At 38.5% G+C, this 16,093-nt stretch carries 15 protein-coding genes; 7 read left to right on the top strand and 8 right to left on the bottom strand.

All coding sequences use genetic code 11. The annotated features are described in order from the left end of the window. Window positions 1-24 precede the first annotated feature (24 nt). Window positions 25-456 (top strand): type II 3-dehydroquinate dehydratase, encoded by a 432-nt coding sequence (gene aroQ / locus VK159_RS00375; protein WP_324228170.1) that lies wholly within the window; start codon window positions 25-27, stop codon window positions 454-456. A gap of 360 nt (window positions 457-816) precedes the next feature. After that, window positions 817-1,788, top strand: a complete 972-nt coding sequence (locus tag VK159_RS00370) for a hypothetical protein (protein WP_324228169.1) — start codon at window positions 817-819, stop codon at window positions 1,786-1,788. Between the two features lie 2 nt (window positions 1,789-1,790). On the opposite strand, the gene VK159_RS00365 is transcribed toward VK159_RS00370, so the two are convergent. The 7 genes from VK159_RS00365 to VK159_RS00335 all read right to left on the bottom strand — a co-directional run bounded on the left by VK159_RS00365 (window position 1,791) and on the right by VK159_RS00335 (window position 8,994). Further along, entirely contained in the window at window positions 1,791-3,371 is a 1,581-nt protein-coding gene (locus tag VK159_RS00365) for a sulfatase-like hydrolase/transferase (RefSeq protein ID WP_324228168.1), read from the bottom strand. Window positions 3,372-3,373: 2 nt separating this feature from the next. Further along, window positions 3,374-4,924, bottom strand: coding sequence for a sulfatase-like hydrolase/transferase (locus VK159_RS00360; protein WP_324228167.1), 1,551 nt, complete (start codon window positions 4,922-4,924; stop codon window positions 3,374-3,376). Window positions 4,925-4,941: 17 nt separating this feature from the next. Beyond that, window positions 4,942-6,315: a class I SAM-dependent methyltransferase gene (locus VK159_RS00355; RefSeq protein WP_324228166.1), complete on the bottom strand. Its 1,374-nt coding sequence runs from the start codon at window positions 6,313-6,315 to the stop codon at window positions 4,942-4,944. Next, window positions 6,299-6,472 carry a hypothetical protein gene (locus VK159_RS00350; protein WP_182804612.1) on the bottom strand — a complete coding sequence of 58 codons (174 nt, stop codon included), beginning with the start codon at window positions 6,470-6,472 and terminating at the stop codon, window positions 6,299-6,301. The genes VK159_RS00355 and VK159_RS00350 overlap by 17 nt, the downstream gene beginning before the upstream one ends. Beyond that, complete coding sequence (locus VK159_RS00345) at window positions 6,469-7,581, bottom strand: M20/M25/M40 family metallo-hydrolase (protein WP_324228165.1); 1,113 nt, start codon at window positions 7,579-7,581, stop codon at window positions 6,469-6,471. The genes VK159_RS00350 and VK159_RS00345 overlap by 4 nt, the downstream gene beginning before the upstream one ends. Window positions 7,582-7,668: 87 nt before the next feature. Further along, entirely contained in the window at window positions 7,669-8,502 is an 834-nt protein-coding gene (locus tag VK159_RS00340; RefSeq protein ID WP_324228164.1) for a hypothetical protein, read from the bottom strand. Between the two features lie 12 nt (window positions 8,503-8,514). Next, window positions 8,515-8,994, bottom strand: coding sequence for a hypothetical protein (locus tag VK159_RS00335; RefSeq protein WP_324228163.1), 480 nt, complete (start codon window positions 8,992-8,994; stop codon window positions 8,515-8,517). A 48-nt stretch (window positions 8,995-9,042) separates the two neighbouring features. On the opposite strand from VK159_RS00335, the gene VK159_RS00330 reads away from it, so the two are divergent. The 5 genes from VK159_RS00330 (at window position 9,043) to VK159_RS00310 (ending at window position 14,957) form a co-directional block, all read left to right on the top strand. Next, a complete protein-coding gene (locus tag VK159_RS00330; protein ID WP_324228162.1) occupies window positions 9,043-10,023 on the top strand; it encodes an acyl transferase in 981 nt (326 codons plus the stop codon). Between the two features lie 97 nt (window positions 10,024-10,120). Continuing rightward, window positions 10,121-11,047 carry a class I SAM-dependent methyltransferase gene (locus VK159_RS00325; protein WP_324228161.1) on the top strand — a complete coding sequence of 309 codons (927 nt, stop codon included), beginning with the start codon at window positions 10,121-10,123 and terminating at the stop codon, window positions 11,045-11,047. Between the two features lie 118 nt (window positions 11,048-11,165). Then, window positions 11,166-13,385, top strand: coding sequence for an ATP-binding protein (locus VK159_RS00320; protein ID WP_324228160.1), 2,220 nt, complete (start codon window positions 11,166-11,168; stop codon window positions 13,383-13,385). Between the two features lie 103 nt (window positions 13,386-13,488). Continuing rightward, window positions 13,489-14,187 (top strand): CoA transferase subunit A, encoded by a 699-nt coding sequence (locus VK159_RS00315; protein ID WP_324228159.1) that lies wholly within the window; start codon window positions 13,489-13,491, stop codon window positions 14,185-14,187. A gap of 113 nt (window positions 14,188-14,300) precedes the next feature. Next, window positions 14,301-14,957 carry a CoA transferase subunit B gene (locus tag VK159_RS00310; protein WP_324228158.1) on the top strand — a complete coding sequence of 219 codons (657 nt, stop codon included), beginning with the start codon at window positions 14,301-14,303 and terminating at the stop codon, window positions 14,955-14,957. A 69-nt stretch (window positions 14,958-15,026) separates the two neighbouring features. Here VK159_RS00310 and VK159_RS00305 read toward each other — a convergent pair whose 3' ends face one another. Further along, window positions 15,027-15,749: a peroxiredoxin gene (locus VK159_RS00305; protein WP_324228157.1), complete on the bottom strand. Its 723-nt coding sequence runs from the start codon at window positions 15,747-15,749 to the stop codon at window positions 15,027-15,029. Window positions 15,750-16,093: the final 344 nt, after the last annotated feature.

Below are 16,093 nucleotides of genomic sequence, written 5' to 3'. Positions count from 1 at the left end.
GGGCTTTTATTTTATATTTACGACATGAAGAAGATCGCCATCATTAATGGACCTAACCTTAATCTGCTCGGCAAACGTGAGCCGGGTGTATATGGCAACCAGTCGTTCGAAGAATATTTCGAAGAGCTGAAAGCAAAATTTCCTTCAGTTGAATTTCATTATTATCAAAGCAATGTAGAAGGTGAGTTGATCAACGAATTACAACGTGTTGGGTTTTCTTACGATGGCATTGTAATGAACCCCGGTGGTTACACGCATACTTCTGTTGCCATTGGTGATGCGATAGCTGCCATTACAACACCTGTTGTGGAAGTACACATCTCTAATGTACATGCAAGAGAAGAATTTCGCAAGCTGTCTCATGTTAGTGCAAAAGCTGCGGGCAGTATTATTGGTTTGGGGTTGAGGGGGTATGAGTTGGCGATCACATGGCTTTTAAAGGAAGGTAATAGTTAACGAGTAGTAAATTGGCATGAAAAAAATTGTAATTGACGCACTAGTAACAATTTTTATTTGTGCAGGGTTGTTTTTTTACTTCAGTACTTTGCTGAAAAAACTGGTTTGTTTCTTCCATTGGGTACCAGGCATATTTATCAATTACTGCAGGCATTCATTATTCTTTTTTGTCTTTATGCTTTATTCTACAAAAGACTTTGGAATTCGGGATTATTTCGAAGCCCATTAAAAGTTTCACTTTTTCTTTTTTCAATTCTCACTCTGCTTTTTATTATCTATCACTCTCTTTCCTTAAATAAAAATATTCTGGCATACTATAGATATTTTTCTTCTGATAATTTTATATCATGGAAGGGCAGGATGTACGAGCGGGATAGTTTATTAGGTTACAGGATGCGTCCGGATAATTTCAGTTCTCTTGTTTACGATCTGAAGCAACCTGTTCCTGTTAAAACTGACCGTAATGGTTTTAGAGTGGCACACACCGGAGAACAATTCAGTGATGTAAATAAACCTGTTGATCTTTTATTTCTTGGTTGCTCATTTACCTTTGGATCTGCATGCAAGGCTGAAGAAATATTTCCATACATAGTTGCACGGGAATCTGGAATGAATTATATCAATGCTGCTGTTGGGGGCTTTGGCTTGGCACAGATGCTGATACAGGCAAACCAGCTTCTTCCAAAATATAAACCTCGTTACATTATTATTCAACGGAGTCCATGGCTCATCGAGCGATCGCTTACAGAATTTGCTCCAAGCAGGGGCGGTTACTTACTCCCTACACCTTACTTTATTGAAAAGGGAAATGAATTTGCTATTGATCCGCCGGTTTATCAATCACCGATAAATGAATTATTACCCGAGGAAGATCGGAAAATTTATAAGGGTAATTTTTTGCGTTATTATTTCAAGAAGGGGATCAGTTATTTTGGGAATCAACAAATACAAATCATCAAAACAAGAATTGGAAATATTCTTGGTCATAAAAAAAGGCCAACAGATCGGGAGCAGGAGGCGGAGCTTTTTGCCTATTCCGAAATAATTAAACTGGCCAGAAAGCATGGTGTAGAGGTGATCTTATTGCATCTCAATAACGGACCTATTACCTTTAAGGCAAATCTTCCAATTAGCAATTACTCATATCGAATTGCAAATGCTGATTCTGCTTTGCGCCAGAGATTGAGCAGCGCTGATGAGCAGGAGTATGTGAGAATGTTTGGGCATTGGGGAACGAAGGGAAGTGATTCGGTGTTTATTGATGGTCACCCAAATCCACTTGCTCATAAGTTGATCGCAACATCAATTCTTGAGCACCTGACTGGGAAATAATTTCAGTTGGAATCTATTTTTTCTTTTTTTCTGATTGTTTCTTTTTGCACCGTGACGAGAATGCTACTGTCTTTTAAGATTGGCAAATTACTTCCGAATGATTTATTAAGTACGATGCGAAATGTATTGACAGGCGAAACAGAATCATATAGTTTCGCATAATCTTTATCAGGAAAATAGAAGGCATTGAAGTTCTCAAAGTTGTAACCGGCTTTTTCTGATTCGCTGCTGCGGTAACCATGATCACCAGCAACGATGATTATAGTATTCTTTTTATTGTTTGTTTGTATATAAGCAACCAGTTCCTTGATAACAGTTCCAGCATAAACAAGCTGACTGTAGTATGCATCAGCATCATCTTCTTTACGTTTTATTATTGTTTGCTCAGGGTTTTTTACTTTCCCTGTGCTATCGAATGTATAGGGATCATGTGGTATCATAAAATGACCGTAAATAAATTTCTGCCTGCCTGAGGTTGAACAGCTTTGTTTAATTAAAGCCATTGTAGTATCTAAATAGACTTTCTTTTCATTATTACGATTTGAGATGATCTTAAACTGCTTTTCTTTTATAAAATCGACATCAATCCTGTTGTAATTCCAAAATACATCACGATAAATGCGGCCAGGTAATGTTTTAAAACTATAGTGATACTTTTTGAAACTTGCGAAGTATGAACTGCCCGGCCAGTCTTTGTTATCAAAAGATATAGGCTGGTAACTATTAACAGTATATCCTTCCTGTTTAAGAATGCGGAATAATGAATTATGTAAGATTGATGCTGAACCCCAGAAATAAGCTTTCCCGTCGTTCATTACAGGAGCGATCCATGGTGGGAGATACTCCATATTGAAGGTTGTGCTTAGTGAGTGAATAGTCCAATTATAATTTGCTTTTCCCTTCGGGATAACATAAAATCCTCTCTGCTTTAAAAACGTATCCAGTTGATAATTGTCTCTGCCAAAGTTTTGCAGTATGCTCTTTGATGAAGCCATTGCATCAAACACAAGAAAGTAAATATCCGGCTTTAAGGAATCGGGAAGTGCTTTTTCAGGTTTGTATTCATTGTATGCATTAAAACGAAAGTCAATAAGGTTGTCAACACTTTTATCCAGCTGGTAACGTTTTACACTGTTTGGTATTTCGGAGAGAAGCAAAACAATGAACAGTAGATTCAGGAAAAGAAACAATTCTGTAAAAGGCTTTTTTCTTTTTTTTAATACAATCAATGCAATCAGGAATAAACTAAAGATCGCCGGAATCACGAAAGTAAATTTTACAAAAAAGCTTTGCGGAAACAACTGCTTTAAGCTGTCGTGCAGATAGCCGAATACGAGGCAGAATAAGCTAATGATAAAAGTAAATACATATGCTTTTGTAAAATCACGAAATAGCTTATAAAAAAGCAGAAGACAAGTAACTACGCATACAAGAATAACAGCCAGGTTCGATAAAATAAACTTGAAGGAAAGAAACCCAAACAACTCATTATAACCACTGTATATAAAAAATAAAGGCAGCAGCAAAAGGAAAAGAGGTTGCTTACCAAGAAATAGTTTTGCTTTTTGAAAGAGTTTTTGCATGCTTATTCCTTTTCTCCGGGTAATGTATAGGGAATGAAAATACTGCTATCTTTTAAAAGTGGAAGCTTTGTTTCAAAAAAGTTATTCAACACTACTCTGAAACTGTTAACAGGACTGATAGTTGGATAAAGATCTTTGTAATTCCTGTCAGGAAAATAGAATGCTGAGAAATTGTCGTAGATCATATAGCCTTTCTTCCCGTATATATTCCTGAAACCGTGATCACCTTCAATTATAATGACTGTGTTTGGCTTATTTGTTTGCCTAATATGCGTTACAAGTTGCTGAATTATTTTATTGGCAAATTTAACTTGCTCAATAAAAGCCGCCGGTTGCTCTTCTTCTTTGTATGTGATTGTTTTTTCTACCGGTTTTAAATTGCCCAAACTATCATAGATGTACGGATCATGTGGCAATTGATAGTGCGCATAAACAAACTGCGGTTTCGGTTTATTCATTGCACAGGAGTTTTTTATCAGCAATGTTGTTTGCAACAGATCATTTTTATGATCATTGTTTCTTTTTTCGTAGGAGGCGAGATCTTGTTTTTTGATGAACTTTGTTTTTAGTTGGGAAAAGTTCCAACCAAGATCACGGTAAACTCTTCCTGGTAATGTTTGATAGAAATAGTTCATGTACAACATGTCGGGAAAAAACAAATCGCCATTCCAGTCCTTATTTACAAATGAAACAGGTTGATATTGTTTGATGTCGTAACCTGCCTCCTTTAAGTAACGTAGTAATGAATTGTCAAGAAGTGAGGCAGCTGCTTTAAAATACAGTTTAGTTTCATCCTGGTATAGATCAACGGGTGGAGTATAATCCATATTAAGCGTACTGCTTACTGATAATACCGTGAGGTTATAATTACTTTTTGAGCGAGGGACAACGTAAAAGCTTTCGTTCTGCAGGAAGCTGTCCAAAATATTGTTATTGAAATTCCACGCTTGCTGCATTGCTGCTGTAGAAGGTAATGCATCAAATACGAGAAAATAGATATCTGGTTTTGCTGTGTCAGGCTGTTTGATATTTTTCTCAGCTTGATAATAAACACTGAAGCGATTGTCAAGCAAGTGCTTATCCTTCTTGTAGGCAAGAAAATTATTTATGCTAGTAAACAACTCATATCCAATGAACAAAGGCAGCAAGATATTAAGGAATAAAAAAAACCGCTTAAATGTACCATTGCATTTCTTGATAAATAGCCATATGGCGATGAGTATAGTAAAAATCAGCGGCAGAATAATTTTATAGCTGCTGAAAAAATTGGTACCGACTATTTTCTTCAAAGAGTCATGCAGAAAGCCAAAGGATAAAAGAAGCAGTAATATCCAGAAAGAGAAGATGGCCGCTTTTCTTTTATTTTTTATTAACCAATAACTTAATAAATAAAGTAGTACGGTTGCAAGCAAGGTGATTACCAGGTTCAGCAAAACAAAATGAAGAGGAAAGAAACTAAAAAAAGCGTTATAGCCATGAAAAATAAAGAATAGCGGCAAAAGCAAAAGGAAATATGTTTTCTCCTGAAGGAGTGCATTCAGCTTTTCTTTCATGGTGGTTATGAAGAGAGTTACTTTTTCCTGTAAACATACATTGTCCGTTCGCTTCCCTGCACACTCATTTTCTTTTCTAATTCAAACAGCTGCGAAAATGCCTGCTCAAATAAATCTTCGTTATAGTTGCCAAATATATCCTTCCGCCACTGTAACATCCCCGCAACTTTTGGATCATTTTTCGGCACAAATTCAATTATGAGCACTTTGCAAACAGAAGCAAAAAAAGCAGCCAGCTGTTCAAACGTAATATTCTTCGCAATTGCAAGGTGATGGATAAGTGCCAACGCCATACATACGTCTGCTGTTGTACGTTTAAAAAAAGCGGGCCGTTCATTATTCATCCATCCCAAAGAAGGAGAAGGATAGGTCAGATCTATTACAACTGGATAAATGTTTGTTCTTTTTTCTTCTTTGATGCGTTTATACAACCTGTTGATGCAATCACTATCAAAATCAGTGGAGATCACCATTGCTTCATTTTTGCACAGCAATGAAAATTCACCTTCATTAGCACCGAGGTCAAGAACTGAGTTGTACTCTATACTTTCTAAAAGTGAACTTACCAGTTTCTTCTTCTCCGAAAAATAAGTTTCGCTCAATATTGTTTCTGAGTAGTAATTGTTCCATGTAGTGGCTTTAGCCGGAAGTGAAAGGTTAGTGATTAAACTGTGCAGGTTTTGCAATATCTGATCAATATTTTTCCGGGTGATCTTTCTTGCTGTTTGTTTCTGCTCAACTGATTGTTTTGCCCCCATCTTCGCTTGCAAATGCACATGCAGATATACCGACGCATTCAGCTTTGTTTTGAAGGGAAGTAAGCCGGAGGTTACTGCAGCAGGTACACCATCAGGATAGCTGAGCATGAGTTTATGCACTTCCATTCCTGTATGAACAGCAATAAGCAACGGGTTTAAAAAACATTCGCAAAACTGCCGGTAAGCGATCCAGGATTCACCTTCATTGTATGTTTCAAATGAAAGTGTATCGATCATCTTATATCTGCCATCAACTAACTGAATATTGGTTGGTGTTGCATCTTTCAGGATCATGCCTTTTTGTAAAGCCAGTCTGCAGATGTTGAGTGTGCTTAATGCTGCGTCTTTCAGCTGTTCAAAACTCCATTCCCAGGCATAAGAGATAAACGGAAGTTGTTGCGGCTGTAATGATTTATACCAATCTGCTCTTCCCGTATGATTTTCGGAAAGCTCGGTAAAAGGGAGCAGTAATCTTTTTTTGAGAAGTTCCTCTGCAAGACCACTCTTCATCAACAGATCATAGTCTTGACGGTAGTCAGCAGCAACGAAACGATAGAACGTTCCATCCTTTTCATAAATAAAACCGGAAGGATCACGAAAAGAGGCAGGATGATGATTAATCGGTTGACTCATTCTTTTCCTCTTCTGTTTTGGGTGGTGTTTTTACAAAGAAGCTTTTGATCCAGTTCCAACCGCTTTTAAAATAAAAGATCACACCCAGCACTGCAGCTATAATAACCTGTATCAGGTAACTGCCACTTCCAGGATCGAGGTATAACAACTGCATCATAAATAACGGAGATTGGTTTTTGGAGTTAACGCCAGCAACGTTTCATACATCAGGTGAATCGTGTTTTCAATATCACTCTTGTGCAACATTTCAACTGTTGTGTGCATGTAACGTAATGGAATGCTGATGAGCACCGAAGGGCAACCATCATTGGCATAAGCAAATGAATCAGTATCGGTACCCGTGCTGCGGCTTAATGAACGCCACTGTACAGGAATTTTTTTCTTATCAGCAACATCTGTAACAAAGTCGAGTAATTTATTGTGAATAGCCGGGCCGGTTGCCAATGAAGGGCCCTTGCTGCAACTGATATCACCTTCAACAATCTTGCTGATCATGGGCGTGGTGGTATCATGTGTTACATCTGTAACAATGGCAATATCGGGTTTAATACGACGAGCGATCATTTCTGCACCACGTAAACCAATTTCTTCCTGCACAGCATTTACAATGTATAAACCATAGGGAAGTTTCTTTTTATTTTCTTTCAGCAAACGTGCAACTTCAGCAATCATGAAACCACCAATACGGTTGTCAAATGCACGGGCTATGTAATAATCATGCGCCAATTCATCAAAACCTTCTTCATAGGTAACCACACAACCCACTTTTACACCAAGAGCCTCAACTTCTTTTCTGTTGCGGGCGCCGCAATCGAGCCAGAGATTGTCAACACGTGGTTGCGGTTCTTTTGCTTCTGGATTACCAAGACGTGTATGAATAGCCGGCCATCCAAACACAGCTTTTACAATTCCTTTTTTTCCATGGATCAACACACGTTTGGCAGGAGCGATCTGGTGATCAACTCCACCATTACGCTTCAGATAGATCAATCCTTCCGGTGTAATGTAATTCACAAACCAACTGATCTCATCGGCATGTGCCTCTATCACTACTTTAAATGAATGTTCAGGATTGATTACACCAACAACGGTGCCATATGAATCGCTGAAATGCGTATCGATATATGGCTTCAGATATTCTAACCAAACTTTCTGTCCGCTGGTTTCAAAACCAACAGGTGAATGTGTATTATGATAGTTCTTCAAAAACTCAAGAGAAGTGTCTGTAAGAATTGATTTTTTCTTTGTTGCTTTTGCTTTTGCCATCGTTTTAGTGCTTTCAGCAAATGTACGGTTTCGCTTCTTTTAAAAAGTGGGGTATCCGCATTTTTTACCAACGGGTAAATCCAAGTACTACAACAGGAGAAACAAACTGAGCACAGAAGACAGGATGAGTAACCCGTCAACCCAGCCTAGGTAAAAGTAATCGCTGTTTTGTCTTTTGGAAACACGCAACAGGTAAATGGCAGCAACACCTGGTATTAACTGGAGTAAATGAAGATACGTTTCGAAGCGGATGGCTAAGAATACAACCGAAAACGAATAAAGAACAACATTGATAATAAAGAACACCTGGAACTGTTGCTCGTTCATGATGTTGGCAGGCGTATGAACACCCATTTCGAAATCCCGGAGCCGGTCACGGTAATCGAAGATCATAGTAGCAAGTGCAACCAACAAAAGACGGCTGATGAAAAGAAACACTTCGTTTACATTGGGCTCCACTTCAAAAAAAGCAAGCGGCAATACAACTGTTGCATAGGCCCAGACAAAACCAATAAAATAACTCTTGATAAAGGTGAGGATGGAGGGCAGCTTAATTGGTTTCTTCAATAGAAGAGGAGCTGTGTAAGCTGCATTAAAAACAATAGCTAATATGATATGTATGTTGATGCTACGGATCTTCCACCAAAACCATAATGTAGCAATAAGTGATAAAATATTTAAAAGGAATGTAGCAGTCTTTGCTTCCCGAAACCATTCCAGTTGTTCTGATGAAGTGCTTTTGTTTGCTGCAAAACTGAAATGAAGATTATAGCTAAGAAGCGTTGCAAAAAATACAAATGCAATAAGTGTTAACGGGTATTCAAAAAGCGAATAAAATAACTTGGTCTGCACACAAAGTGCCCCTGCACTTACAGCAATAACAATATGGTAAAAAAGAATAAACCGGGTAAAACGTGACATTTTAACCGATACTTAAAAGGGCAACGTAATGGGATCTGATTGCGCCGCATTACTGGTATCGCCTCCTTTATCTACTACTCTAAACCTGAATATTGCAATATGCGGTTCTAAGGGAGAAGTACATAAACTGGCTCCTAAATTACTATAACCTGTAACACTGCCGCCATAAGCGTATTTCACTTTTACTGTCACTTTTTGATTTGTCTCGGAAGGAAATTCCGGCATTGGAAATATTTCAGTAAATGAGTTCTGTTGGCAGGCTGGCAAAGGAGCATCTAGTTTATCGATAATAATCTCTCCTTGCGCATTACCTTCCTTATCGGTAACTGTTAACTCAAATTCATAAATTTTAGCCATCCCCCCGGTCGAGCTAATAATCTCTGCCGTTTTTACTGACTTTATTTCTACCTGTGGCTTTGTTGTAAAATCCGACTTTTTGCAGCCTGCTAATACAGCAGCGAATACAAAAAGAAATAATAGTTTTGCTTTCATTCGGAAGTGTTCTTATTCAAATTTAAGCATTAATACCCCACTAAAAAATTGATTCCTCCTTTTGTTAACAATCTTTTTAACGTAAACAGCATTTCGTTCAACGAAGTGGTAAAAGAGTTGTTTCAATTTCAGTACAATAATAACCCTGTTTACAGATCATTTTGTGAGGCATTACATGCTGAACGCAACATACCTGCGGCAATTGAGGCCATCCCTTTTTTACCCATAAGTTTTTTTAAAACACACCGGATCGAAAGCACAGAATTTACACCGGAGACACTGTTTGAAAGCAGCGGCACATCTCAAACTATCCAAAGCAAGCACTATGTAAAAAGCCTCGCCTTGTATAATGAAACCTTTACAAAAGGGTTTGTGCGGCAATATGGTTTGCCGGAGAACTATTGTTTTCTTGGTCTGTTGCCATCTTACCTTGAGCGTAGCCATTCATCGCTGGTGTACATGGTGCAAAAACTGATGGAGAAAAGTAACCATCCCATGAATGGTTTTTACCTCAATAATTTTCAGGAGCTGTTTAACAGATTACAGCTGCTGGAAAAAGAAGGTCAGCCAACTATTCTCATTGGTGTTACATTCGGGTTGCTTGATTTTGCTGAGCAATACCAATTACCGTTGAAGAATACGATCATCATGGAAACGGGTGGAATGAAGGGAAGGCGGGAGGAGATGACAAGAGAGCAGGTACATCTGCAACTAAAAAAAAGTTTTTCTGTTGAGACCATTCATTCAGAATACGGAATGACGGAATTGCTCAGCCAGGCTTACTCAAAAGGTAATGGTATTTTTCACTGTCCGCCATGGATGAAAGTTTTGGTGAGGGATGAAGATGATCCTTTGCACATCAGCACAACAGGTAAAGGCGCCATTAATATTATTGACCTGGCGAATGTATATTCGATCAGTTTTATTGCAACCGATGATGTGGGAGAAGTATTTGAAGATGGAAGCTTTCGTGTATTGGGCCGCATGGATAACAGTGATATAAGAGGTTGCAGTTTGCTGGCATTATAAATAAGATCCACAATACAAAGTCCAATGTCCAATACAAAAGCCACAACTCATCACACATCGTTCATCACTCATACTTATGCTTTCCAATAAATTACAAATGTTTCAAAACCGGCTTACGAAAGTGTATAAGCACCGAAGTAAGCAGGCAAAGCGAATGGGCATCAGCTGTTATCGTTTATATGACAAAGATCTGCCGGAATTTCCTGTAAGTATTGATGTGTATGATACAAGGGTTTGTGTGAGTGAATACAAAGCCAAACATAATTTAACGGAAGAAGAGCATCTCGATTGGTTAGAGGGAACAGTTGATGTAATCGCAGAGGTGTTACAGATGGATGAAGAACTTATCTATACCAAAGAACGTCGCAGGAAAAGTAATCGACAGGCGCAATACCAGAAAACAGCTGAAGAAAAAGAGTTTTTTGAAGTGCAGGAAAATGGATTGAAATTCCTAGTGAACCTTTCTGATTATTTAGATACAGGTTTATTTCTCGATCATCGTACGACACGTAAGATGGTAATGGAAGAAGCAAATGGTAAAAAAGTATTGAACCTGTTTGCATACACTGGTTCTTTTAGTGTATATGCAGCTGCCGGTGGTGCTGAGGAAGTGGTTACAGTTGATCTGTCAAATACTTATATCGATTGGGCAAAGAAGAACTTTGAAGTAAATTTTCTTATCGATCATAAGAAATACAAATTTATTGTGGCCGATGTGAAGCAATACCTTGAAACGCTTACACCCAATACCTTTGATATCGTTGTGATGGACCCGCCCACTTTCAGCAACAGTAAAAAGATGAAAGACTTTCTGGATATTCAGCTCGATCATGTGGAACTCATTAATCAAACATTAAAAGCAACGAAACCCGGAGGCATTTTATATTTCAGCAACAATGCCCGGAAGTTTGAATTGCATGAAAGTGAAATACAGGCTTCAATTATTAAAGACATTACCAAAGCAACAACTCCATTCGATTTTGAAGGTAAACTGCAACGTTGGTGTTGGCGTATGATACGATAATCGTATTTACACTAGTAGTTTTACTTATACTGTATAGGGATAAAACATGCACGCATGATTGGATTTGAGTTGGAATAGACGTAATTTTTCAGTCTGTAAGTCCTCAAAATCCAGTACTATGAAACCAATTCTTCTCCTGCTTCGGGATCATCCCCGATTAAAAAAGGTTCTCGCATTCACATTTGTTGCTGTTATATTGCTGGTTGGTATTGGTACTAACTATGCAATAGAATCAGGTGTGTTGCAATCTGTACAGGAACATTCTGCGCAAAGTGATTCTGTAATTAAACATCAGCAGTATCAGCAGGTGGTTGAAAAAACGATGTTTCTCATAACACAAAGTGATCACAACCTGGAAGATTATGTGCAAACAGGGGATATTCAAAAGAAAGAAGCTTTTTCAAAAAACATCATTACAATAGAAAAAAATCTCAGGGAAGTAAAAAGCACATACGGAGGTTATATTCCAAAATATTTAGTGAACATATTTGTTCATAAAGCAGCCAACCGCATTCAATTAAACCGTGATATACTTTCTGTTTATGATACAGAAGGACAGGTAAGGGCACTTGAAATGATCAATAGTGTTGCTTATCAATCATCGTTCAAAGAAATTACGTTTGGCGAGCAGGAACTCATCAGTGCATTGGGAATAAAGATCGAACAACTTAATAATAAGATCACCATTGAGAAAGCAGAGATGGTAAGTCTCGATCGTAAATGGAATTTGGTTTCACTCATTTTTATGTCGCTTATAGCCATGCTGGTAGTGTATAAAATGGTTGAAACAAACCGACTGAATAATACATTGTCAATTGCAATTCAAAAAGGGCAGCAGGCACAACTGGTGAAAGATCAGTTTATTTCAAACGTTACACACGAGTTGCGTACACCATTGAACTCTATTATCGGTTATACAAATTTGCTATTAAAAAAGGAACATTCCCCTGAAACAAAGCAATGGATCCAGTCGATGAAAATATCCGGTAATTTGTTGATGGAAGTGATCAACGATGTGCTCGATTATTCTAAACTCGAATCGGGCCATTTTCAGTTTTCAAACGAGGCGTTTGATGTAAAGCAGGTGATCAGTAATCTTAATAACGTATTGCAAAACCGTGCTGAGGCTAAAAACATTTCATTACATATTCAGATGGACGAAAAATTGCCTGAGTATGTTTCAGGCGATGCAAAGAAGTTGATGCAGATACTGGTAAATCTTACAGGTAACTCCATCAAGTTTACAGAGCAAGGGTCTGTTTCAGTTGCAGCAAAAATGGTAAAGCAATCGGGTGAAAAAGCATGGATACAGTTTACAGTTGAAGATACCGGCATCGGTATCGAAAAAGAAAAACTGCCTTTTGTATTTGAACGTTTCTACCAGATAGAAAGCAAAACAGCTAAAAAATATTACGGAACAGGTTTGGGGCTTCCCATTGTTAAGCAACTCGTGGAAATGCAAGGCGGCGAAATTGAAGTATTCTCCACACCGGGAGAAGGTACTCAATTTGTTTTGCTGATGCCTTTCACAATTGCAACAGCAATAGAAAGGGAAATTGAAGCAGAGTTGATCATTAATAAAGAAAAACTAATTCAGAAGCGTATTTTAATTGTTGATGATAATGAGATGAACCGTGATCTGATGGGTTATCTTCTTGCAGAACATCAATTCTTGTTCGATAAGGCAGAGAGTGGCATAATGTCACTGCAAATGTTGAAACAAAGGAGCTACGATTTTATATTGATGGATATCCAGATGCCTGGCCTAAGCGGTATTGATACCACTAAAAAGATCAGAGCTGAGTTGCATATGCAAACGCCCATCATTGGGCTGAGCGCATTTTGTCAAAGCCTTGAACAGCAGAATGCAATCAACGCAGGCATGAATGCTTATCTCACCAAACCTGTTGATGAACGCAAGTTGTTGGAATTACTCAACCACTACAGCGATTGGGATACAGAACCTGCTACACCTCAACATTCACAATTGAAGCTTGTGAATATCGATTATCTGCATCGCTTAACAGGTGGTAACAAAGAAAATATCCAGGATCTGCTGAATAAAGCATTTGACTTTTTACCAAGTGAAGTAGAAAAACTGAAAGAATCATTTGCAGCTGAAGATCCGGCCATGTTGAAAGCAACTGCACATAATATGAAATCAACTTTGCGAATCCTTGGTGTGGCAGAAGAACTTTCAGGAAAAGTGATCCTGATCGAAAAAGCTGATATTTCCAAGTACACGGAGAAAGAGCAAACAAAGAATCTTATTGCTGAGCTTGATAGTTCTGTGCAGGTTGTATTACAGGAACTGAGAGAATATCTTGCAGCTGCCTAGTTAAGCGTGCGTCACTTGCTTATTTTGGGAGGGGTTTGCCCGCAGCTTTTAATCGTGCGTTCATTTCTATTCTTCGCTTATCTTGCAATCAAATACGATTGCAATGAATAAAGTTGTTTCCAATGCCGATGAAGCAATAAAAGATATTCCCGATGGAGCAACCCTTATGCTCGGTGGTTTTGGTTTGTGCGGCATTCCCGAAAACTGTATTTCCGCTTTAGTAAAAAAAGGAACAAAACACCTTACATGCATTTCCAACAATGCAGGTGTTGATGATTTTGGTATTGGCTTAATGCTGAAACAAAAGCAGGTAAATAAGATGATCTCCTCTTATGTTGGGGAAAATGCAGAATTTGAACGTCAGTTGCTGAGTGGTGAATTGGAAGTAGAACTAATTCCCCAAGGAACATTGGCTACCCGATGCATGGCAGCCGGTTATGGAATGCCTGCTATTTATACACCAGCTGGAGTTGGAACAGAAGTAGCCGAGGGAAAAGAAGTCCGGAATTTCAACGGGAAAGATTATTTACTTGAATATGCGTTTGATGCAGACTATGCCATTGTAAAAGCATGGAAGGGCGATACAATGGGCAATCTCATATTTAAAGACACCGCAAGAAACTTTAATCCATTAATGGCAATGGCAGGCAAGATCACTATTGCTGAAGTGGAAGAATTGGTTGAACCGGGAGAGTTAGATGCAAACGAAATTCACACACCGGGCATTTATGTGCATCGCATTTTCAAAGGAACGAATTATGAAAAGCGGATTGAACAGCGAACTGTAAGAAAGCGAATTTGAGAATGTGGCAATTTGAAAATTTGAAAATGACTGTTTCAACTTTTCAAAACTTACCACAAGGTAATCCCCGCAATTTTCAAATTATCTGATTTTCAAATTTTCAAATTGTATTTATGCCGCTCTCGAAAGAACAAATCGCACAACGCATCGCCAAAGAATTAAAAGATGGATTCTATGTAAACCTCGGCATTGGAATTCCAACCTTGGTGGCGAATTATATTCCTGCAGGTATTCATGTAGAATTACAAAGTGAAAATGGATTGCTGGGCATGGGACCCTTTCCGTTTGAAGGAGAAGAAGATCCTGATCTTATCAACGCAGGTAAACAAACCATTACCACCTTACCCGGCTCTGCTTTTTTTGATAGCGCCATGAGCTTTGGAATGATCCGTGCAGGAAAAGTTGATCTCACGGTACTTGGTGCAATGGAAGTAAGTGAGCAAGGTGATATTGCCAACTGGAAAATTCCTGGCAAGATGGTGAAAGGAATGGGTGGTGCGATGGATCTTGTTGCCAGTGCAAAAAATATTATTGTGGCCATGATGCACACCAATCCAAAAGGCGAAAGCAAATTGTTACCGCAATGTGCATTGCCGTTAACCGGAATAAGATGCGTGAAAAAAATCGTCAGCGATCTCGCCGTTTTGGATGTAACTCCCGATGGGTTTAAATTACTGGAACGGGCTCCCGGTGTTTCAGTGGAAGAGATTGTTTCAAAGACCGCAGGAAAGTTGATCGTAGAAGGTGAAATACCTGAGATGACATTTTGAAAAATGAAATTATAATGCAATAAAAAATCCCGGTTACTGCAACCGGGATTTTTATTTGAACGCTGACAATTAAACCAATTCAGCTTCCAATTCCAGTTCTTCTTTTGGCAATGGTTTCATACAGAAGAACCAATCTTTACAATACACATCTTTCTCTTTCCCGGCCATGCGTTCCTTTGCAACACCGCAACTGTTTGCCGGTGGCACAATCACATCTTCACCCGGAATCCAATCGGCAGGAAGTGCCACTGCATGTTTGTCGGCTGTTTGCAAACCCATCAACACACGTTTCAATTCTTTAAAGTTGCGACCTAATGAAAGTGGATAATAGATGATGGCTCTGATGATGCCTTTTGGATCAATGAAGAACACAGCTCTCACTGCTTTAGTAGAACTTTCTCCGGGTTGTATCATGCCGTACATTTTGGCAATTTCCATTGTAATATCTTCAATCAAAGGAAACTTTACTTCTACATCTTTCCAACCACGAAATTCAATTTTATCCTTGATAGTTCGCAGCCATGCAATATGACTGTATAATCCATCCACACTCAATCCTACTAATTGTGTATTGAGTTTTGCAAATTCAGGCTCCATTTTAGCGAAAGTCATAAACTCAGAGGTACATACTGGTGTAAAGTCGGCCGGATGGCTAAACAGTACGATCCATTTACCTTGATAATCGTTGGGGAAATGAATATTGCCTTGTGTGGTTACTGCAGTAAACGAAGGAGCTGGATCGCCGATGCGTGGCATACTCATTGCAGTTAGGTTTTCTATTTCGTTGAACATAAAAATTAGTTTTAATTGAATAAACGGTTAACTATTGAAGATACAGTTATGATACCCTGTTTTCCAGTGAGCGAAGTCATGGATTATTGTGATTGTGGGAAGGAAATTCCACTTCAGATAGGCATACTTTGCAATAAGGCGTAGACATTTCAATAGGAATTCAAAATAAAAAACAGATTCTTGGATTTTGTAGTTTTGACGGTTCCATTTAAAGTTTGGCAAGGTTTTTATCCTTCTTTGTGCAGCACAGCAATTGTAATTGCTGAAACTATCTGTACAGGCGTATAAGTAATCATTGATGAATGTATGTTGATACATTTTCGTCGATTAAATTATTTATGGAA

Origin of the sequence: Lacibacter sp. (assembly GCF_035299325.1) — a bacterium.
In the GTDB taxonomy this organism is placed as follows: domain Bacteria; phylum Bacteroidota; class Bacteroidia; order Chitinophagales; family Chitinophagaceae; genus Lacibacter.
This window is presented reverse-complemented; position numbering and strand designations above follow the sequence as displayed.

Excerpts from the sequence above, each read along its gene's own strand:
- aroQ (WP_324228170.1), top strand. The coding sequence starts at position 25 with ATGAAGAAGATCGCCATCATTAATGGACCTAACCTTAATCTGCTCGGC.
- VK159_RS00370 (WP_324228169.1), top strand. The coding sequence starts at position 817 with ATGTACGAGCGGGATAGTTTATTAGGTTACAGGATGCGTCCGGATAAT.
- VK159_RS00365 (WP_324228168.1), bottom strand. The coding sequence starts at position 3,371 with ATGCAAAAACTCTTTCAAAAAGCAAAACTATTTCTTGGTAAGCAACCT.
- VK159_RS00360 (WP_324228167.1), bottom strand. The coding sequence starts at position 4,924 with ATGAAAGAAAAGCTGAATGCACTCCTTCAGGAGAAAACATATTTCCTT.
- VK159_RS00355 (WP_324228166.1), bottom strand. The coding sequence starts at position 6,315 with ATGAGTCAACCGATTAATCATCATCCTGCCTCTTTTCGTGATCCTTCC.
- VK159_RS00350 (WP_182804612.1), bottom strand. The coding sequence starts at position 6,472 with ATGATGCAGTTGTTATACCTCGATCCTGGAAGTGGCAGTTACCTGATA.
- VK159_RS00345 (WP_324228165.1), bottom strand. The coding sequence starts at position 7,581 with ATGGCAAAAGCAAAAGCAACAAAGAAAAAATCAATTCTTACAGACACT.
- VK159_RS00340 (WP_324228164.1), bottom strand. The coding sequence starts at position 8,502 with ATGTCACGTTTTACCCGGTTTATTCTTTTTTACCATATTGTTATTGCT.
- VK159_RS00335 (WP_324228163.1), bottom strand. The coding sequence starts at position 8,994 with ATGAAAGCAAAACTATTATTTCTTTTTGTATTCGCTGCTGTATTAGCA.
- VK159_RS00325 (WP_324228161.1), top strand. The coding sequence starts at position 10,121 with ATGTTTCAAAACCGGCTTACGAAAGTGTATAAGCACCGAAGTAAGCAG.
- VK159_RS00320 (WP_324228160.1), top strand. The coding sequence starts at position 11,166 with ATGAAACCAATTCTTCTCCTGCTTCGGGATCATCCCCGATTAAAAAAG.
- VK159_RS00315 (WP_324228159.1), top strand. The coding sequence starts at position 13,489 with ATGAATAAAGTTGTTTCCAATGCCGATGAAGCAATAAAAGATATTCCC.
- VK159_RS00310 (WP_324228158.1), top strand. The coding sequence starts at position 14,301 with ATGCCGCTCTCGAAAGAACAAATCGCACAACGCATCGCCAAAGAATTA.
- VK159_RS00305 (WP_324228157.1), bottom strand. The coding sequence starts at position 15,749 with ATGTTCAACGAAATAGAAAACCTAACTGCAATGAGTATGCCACGCATC.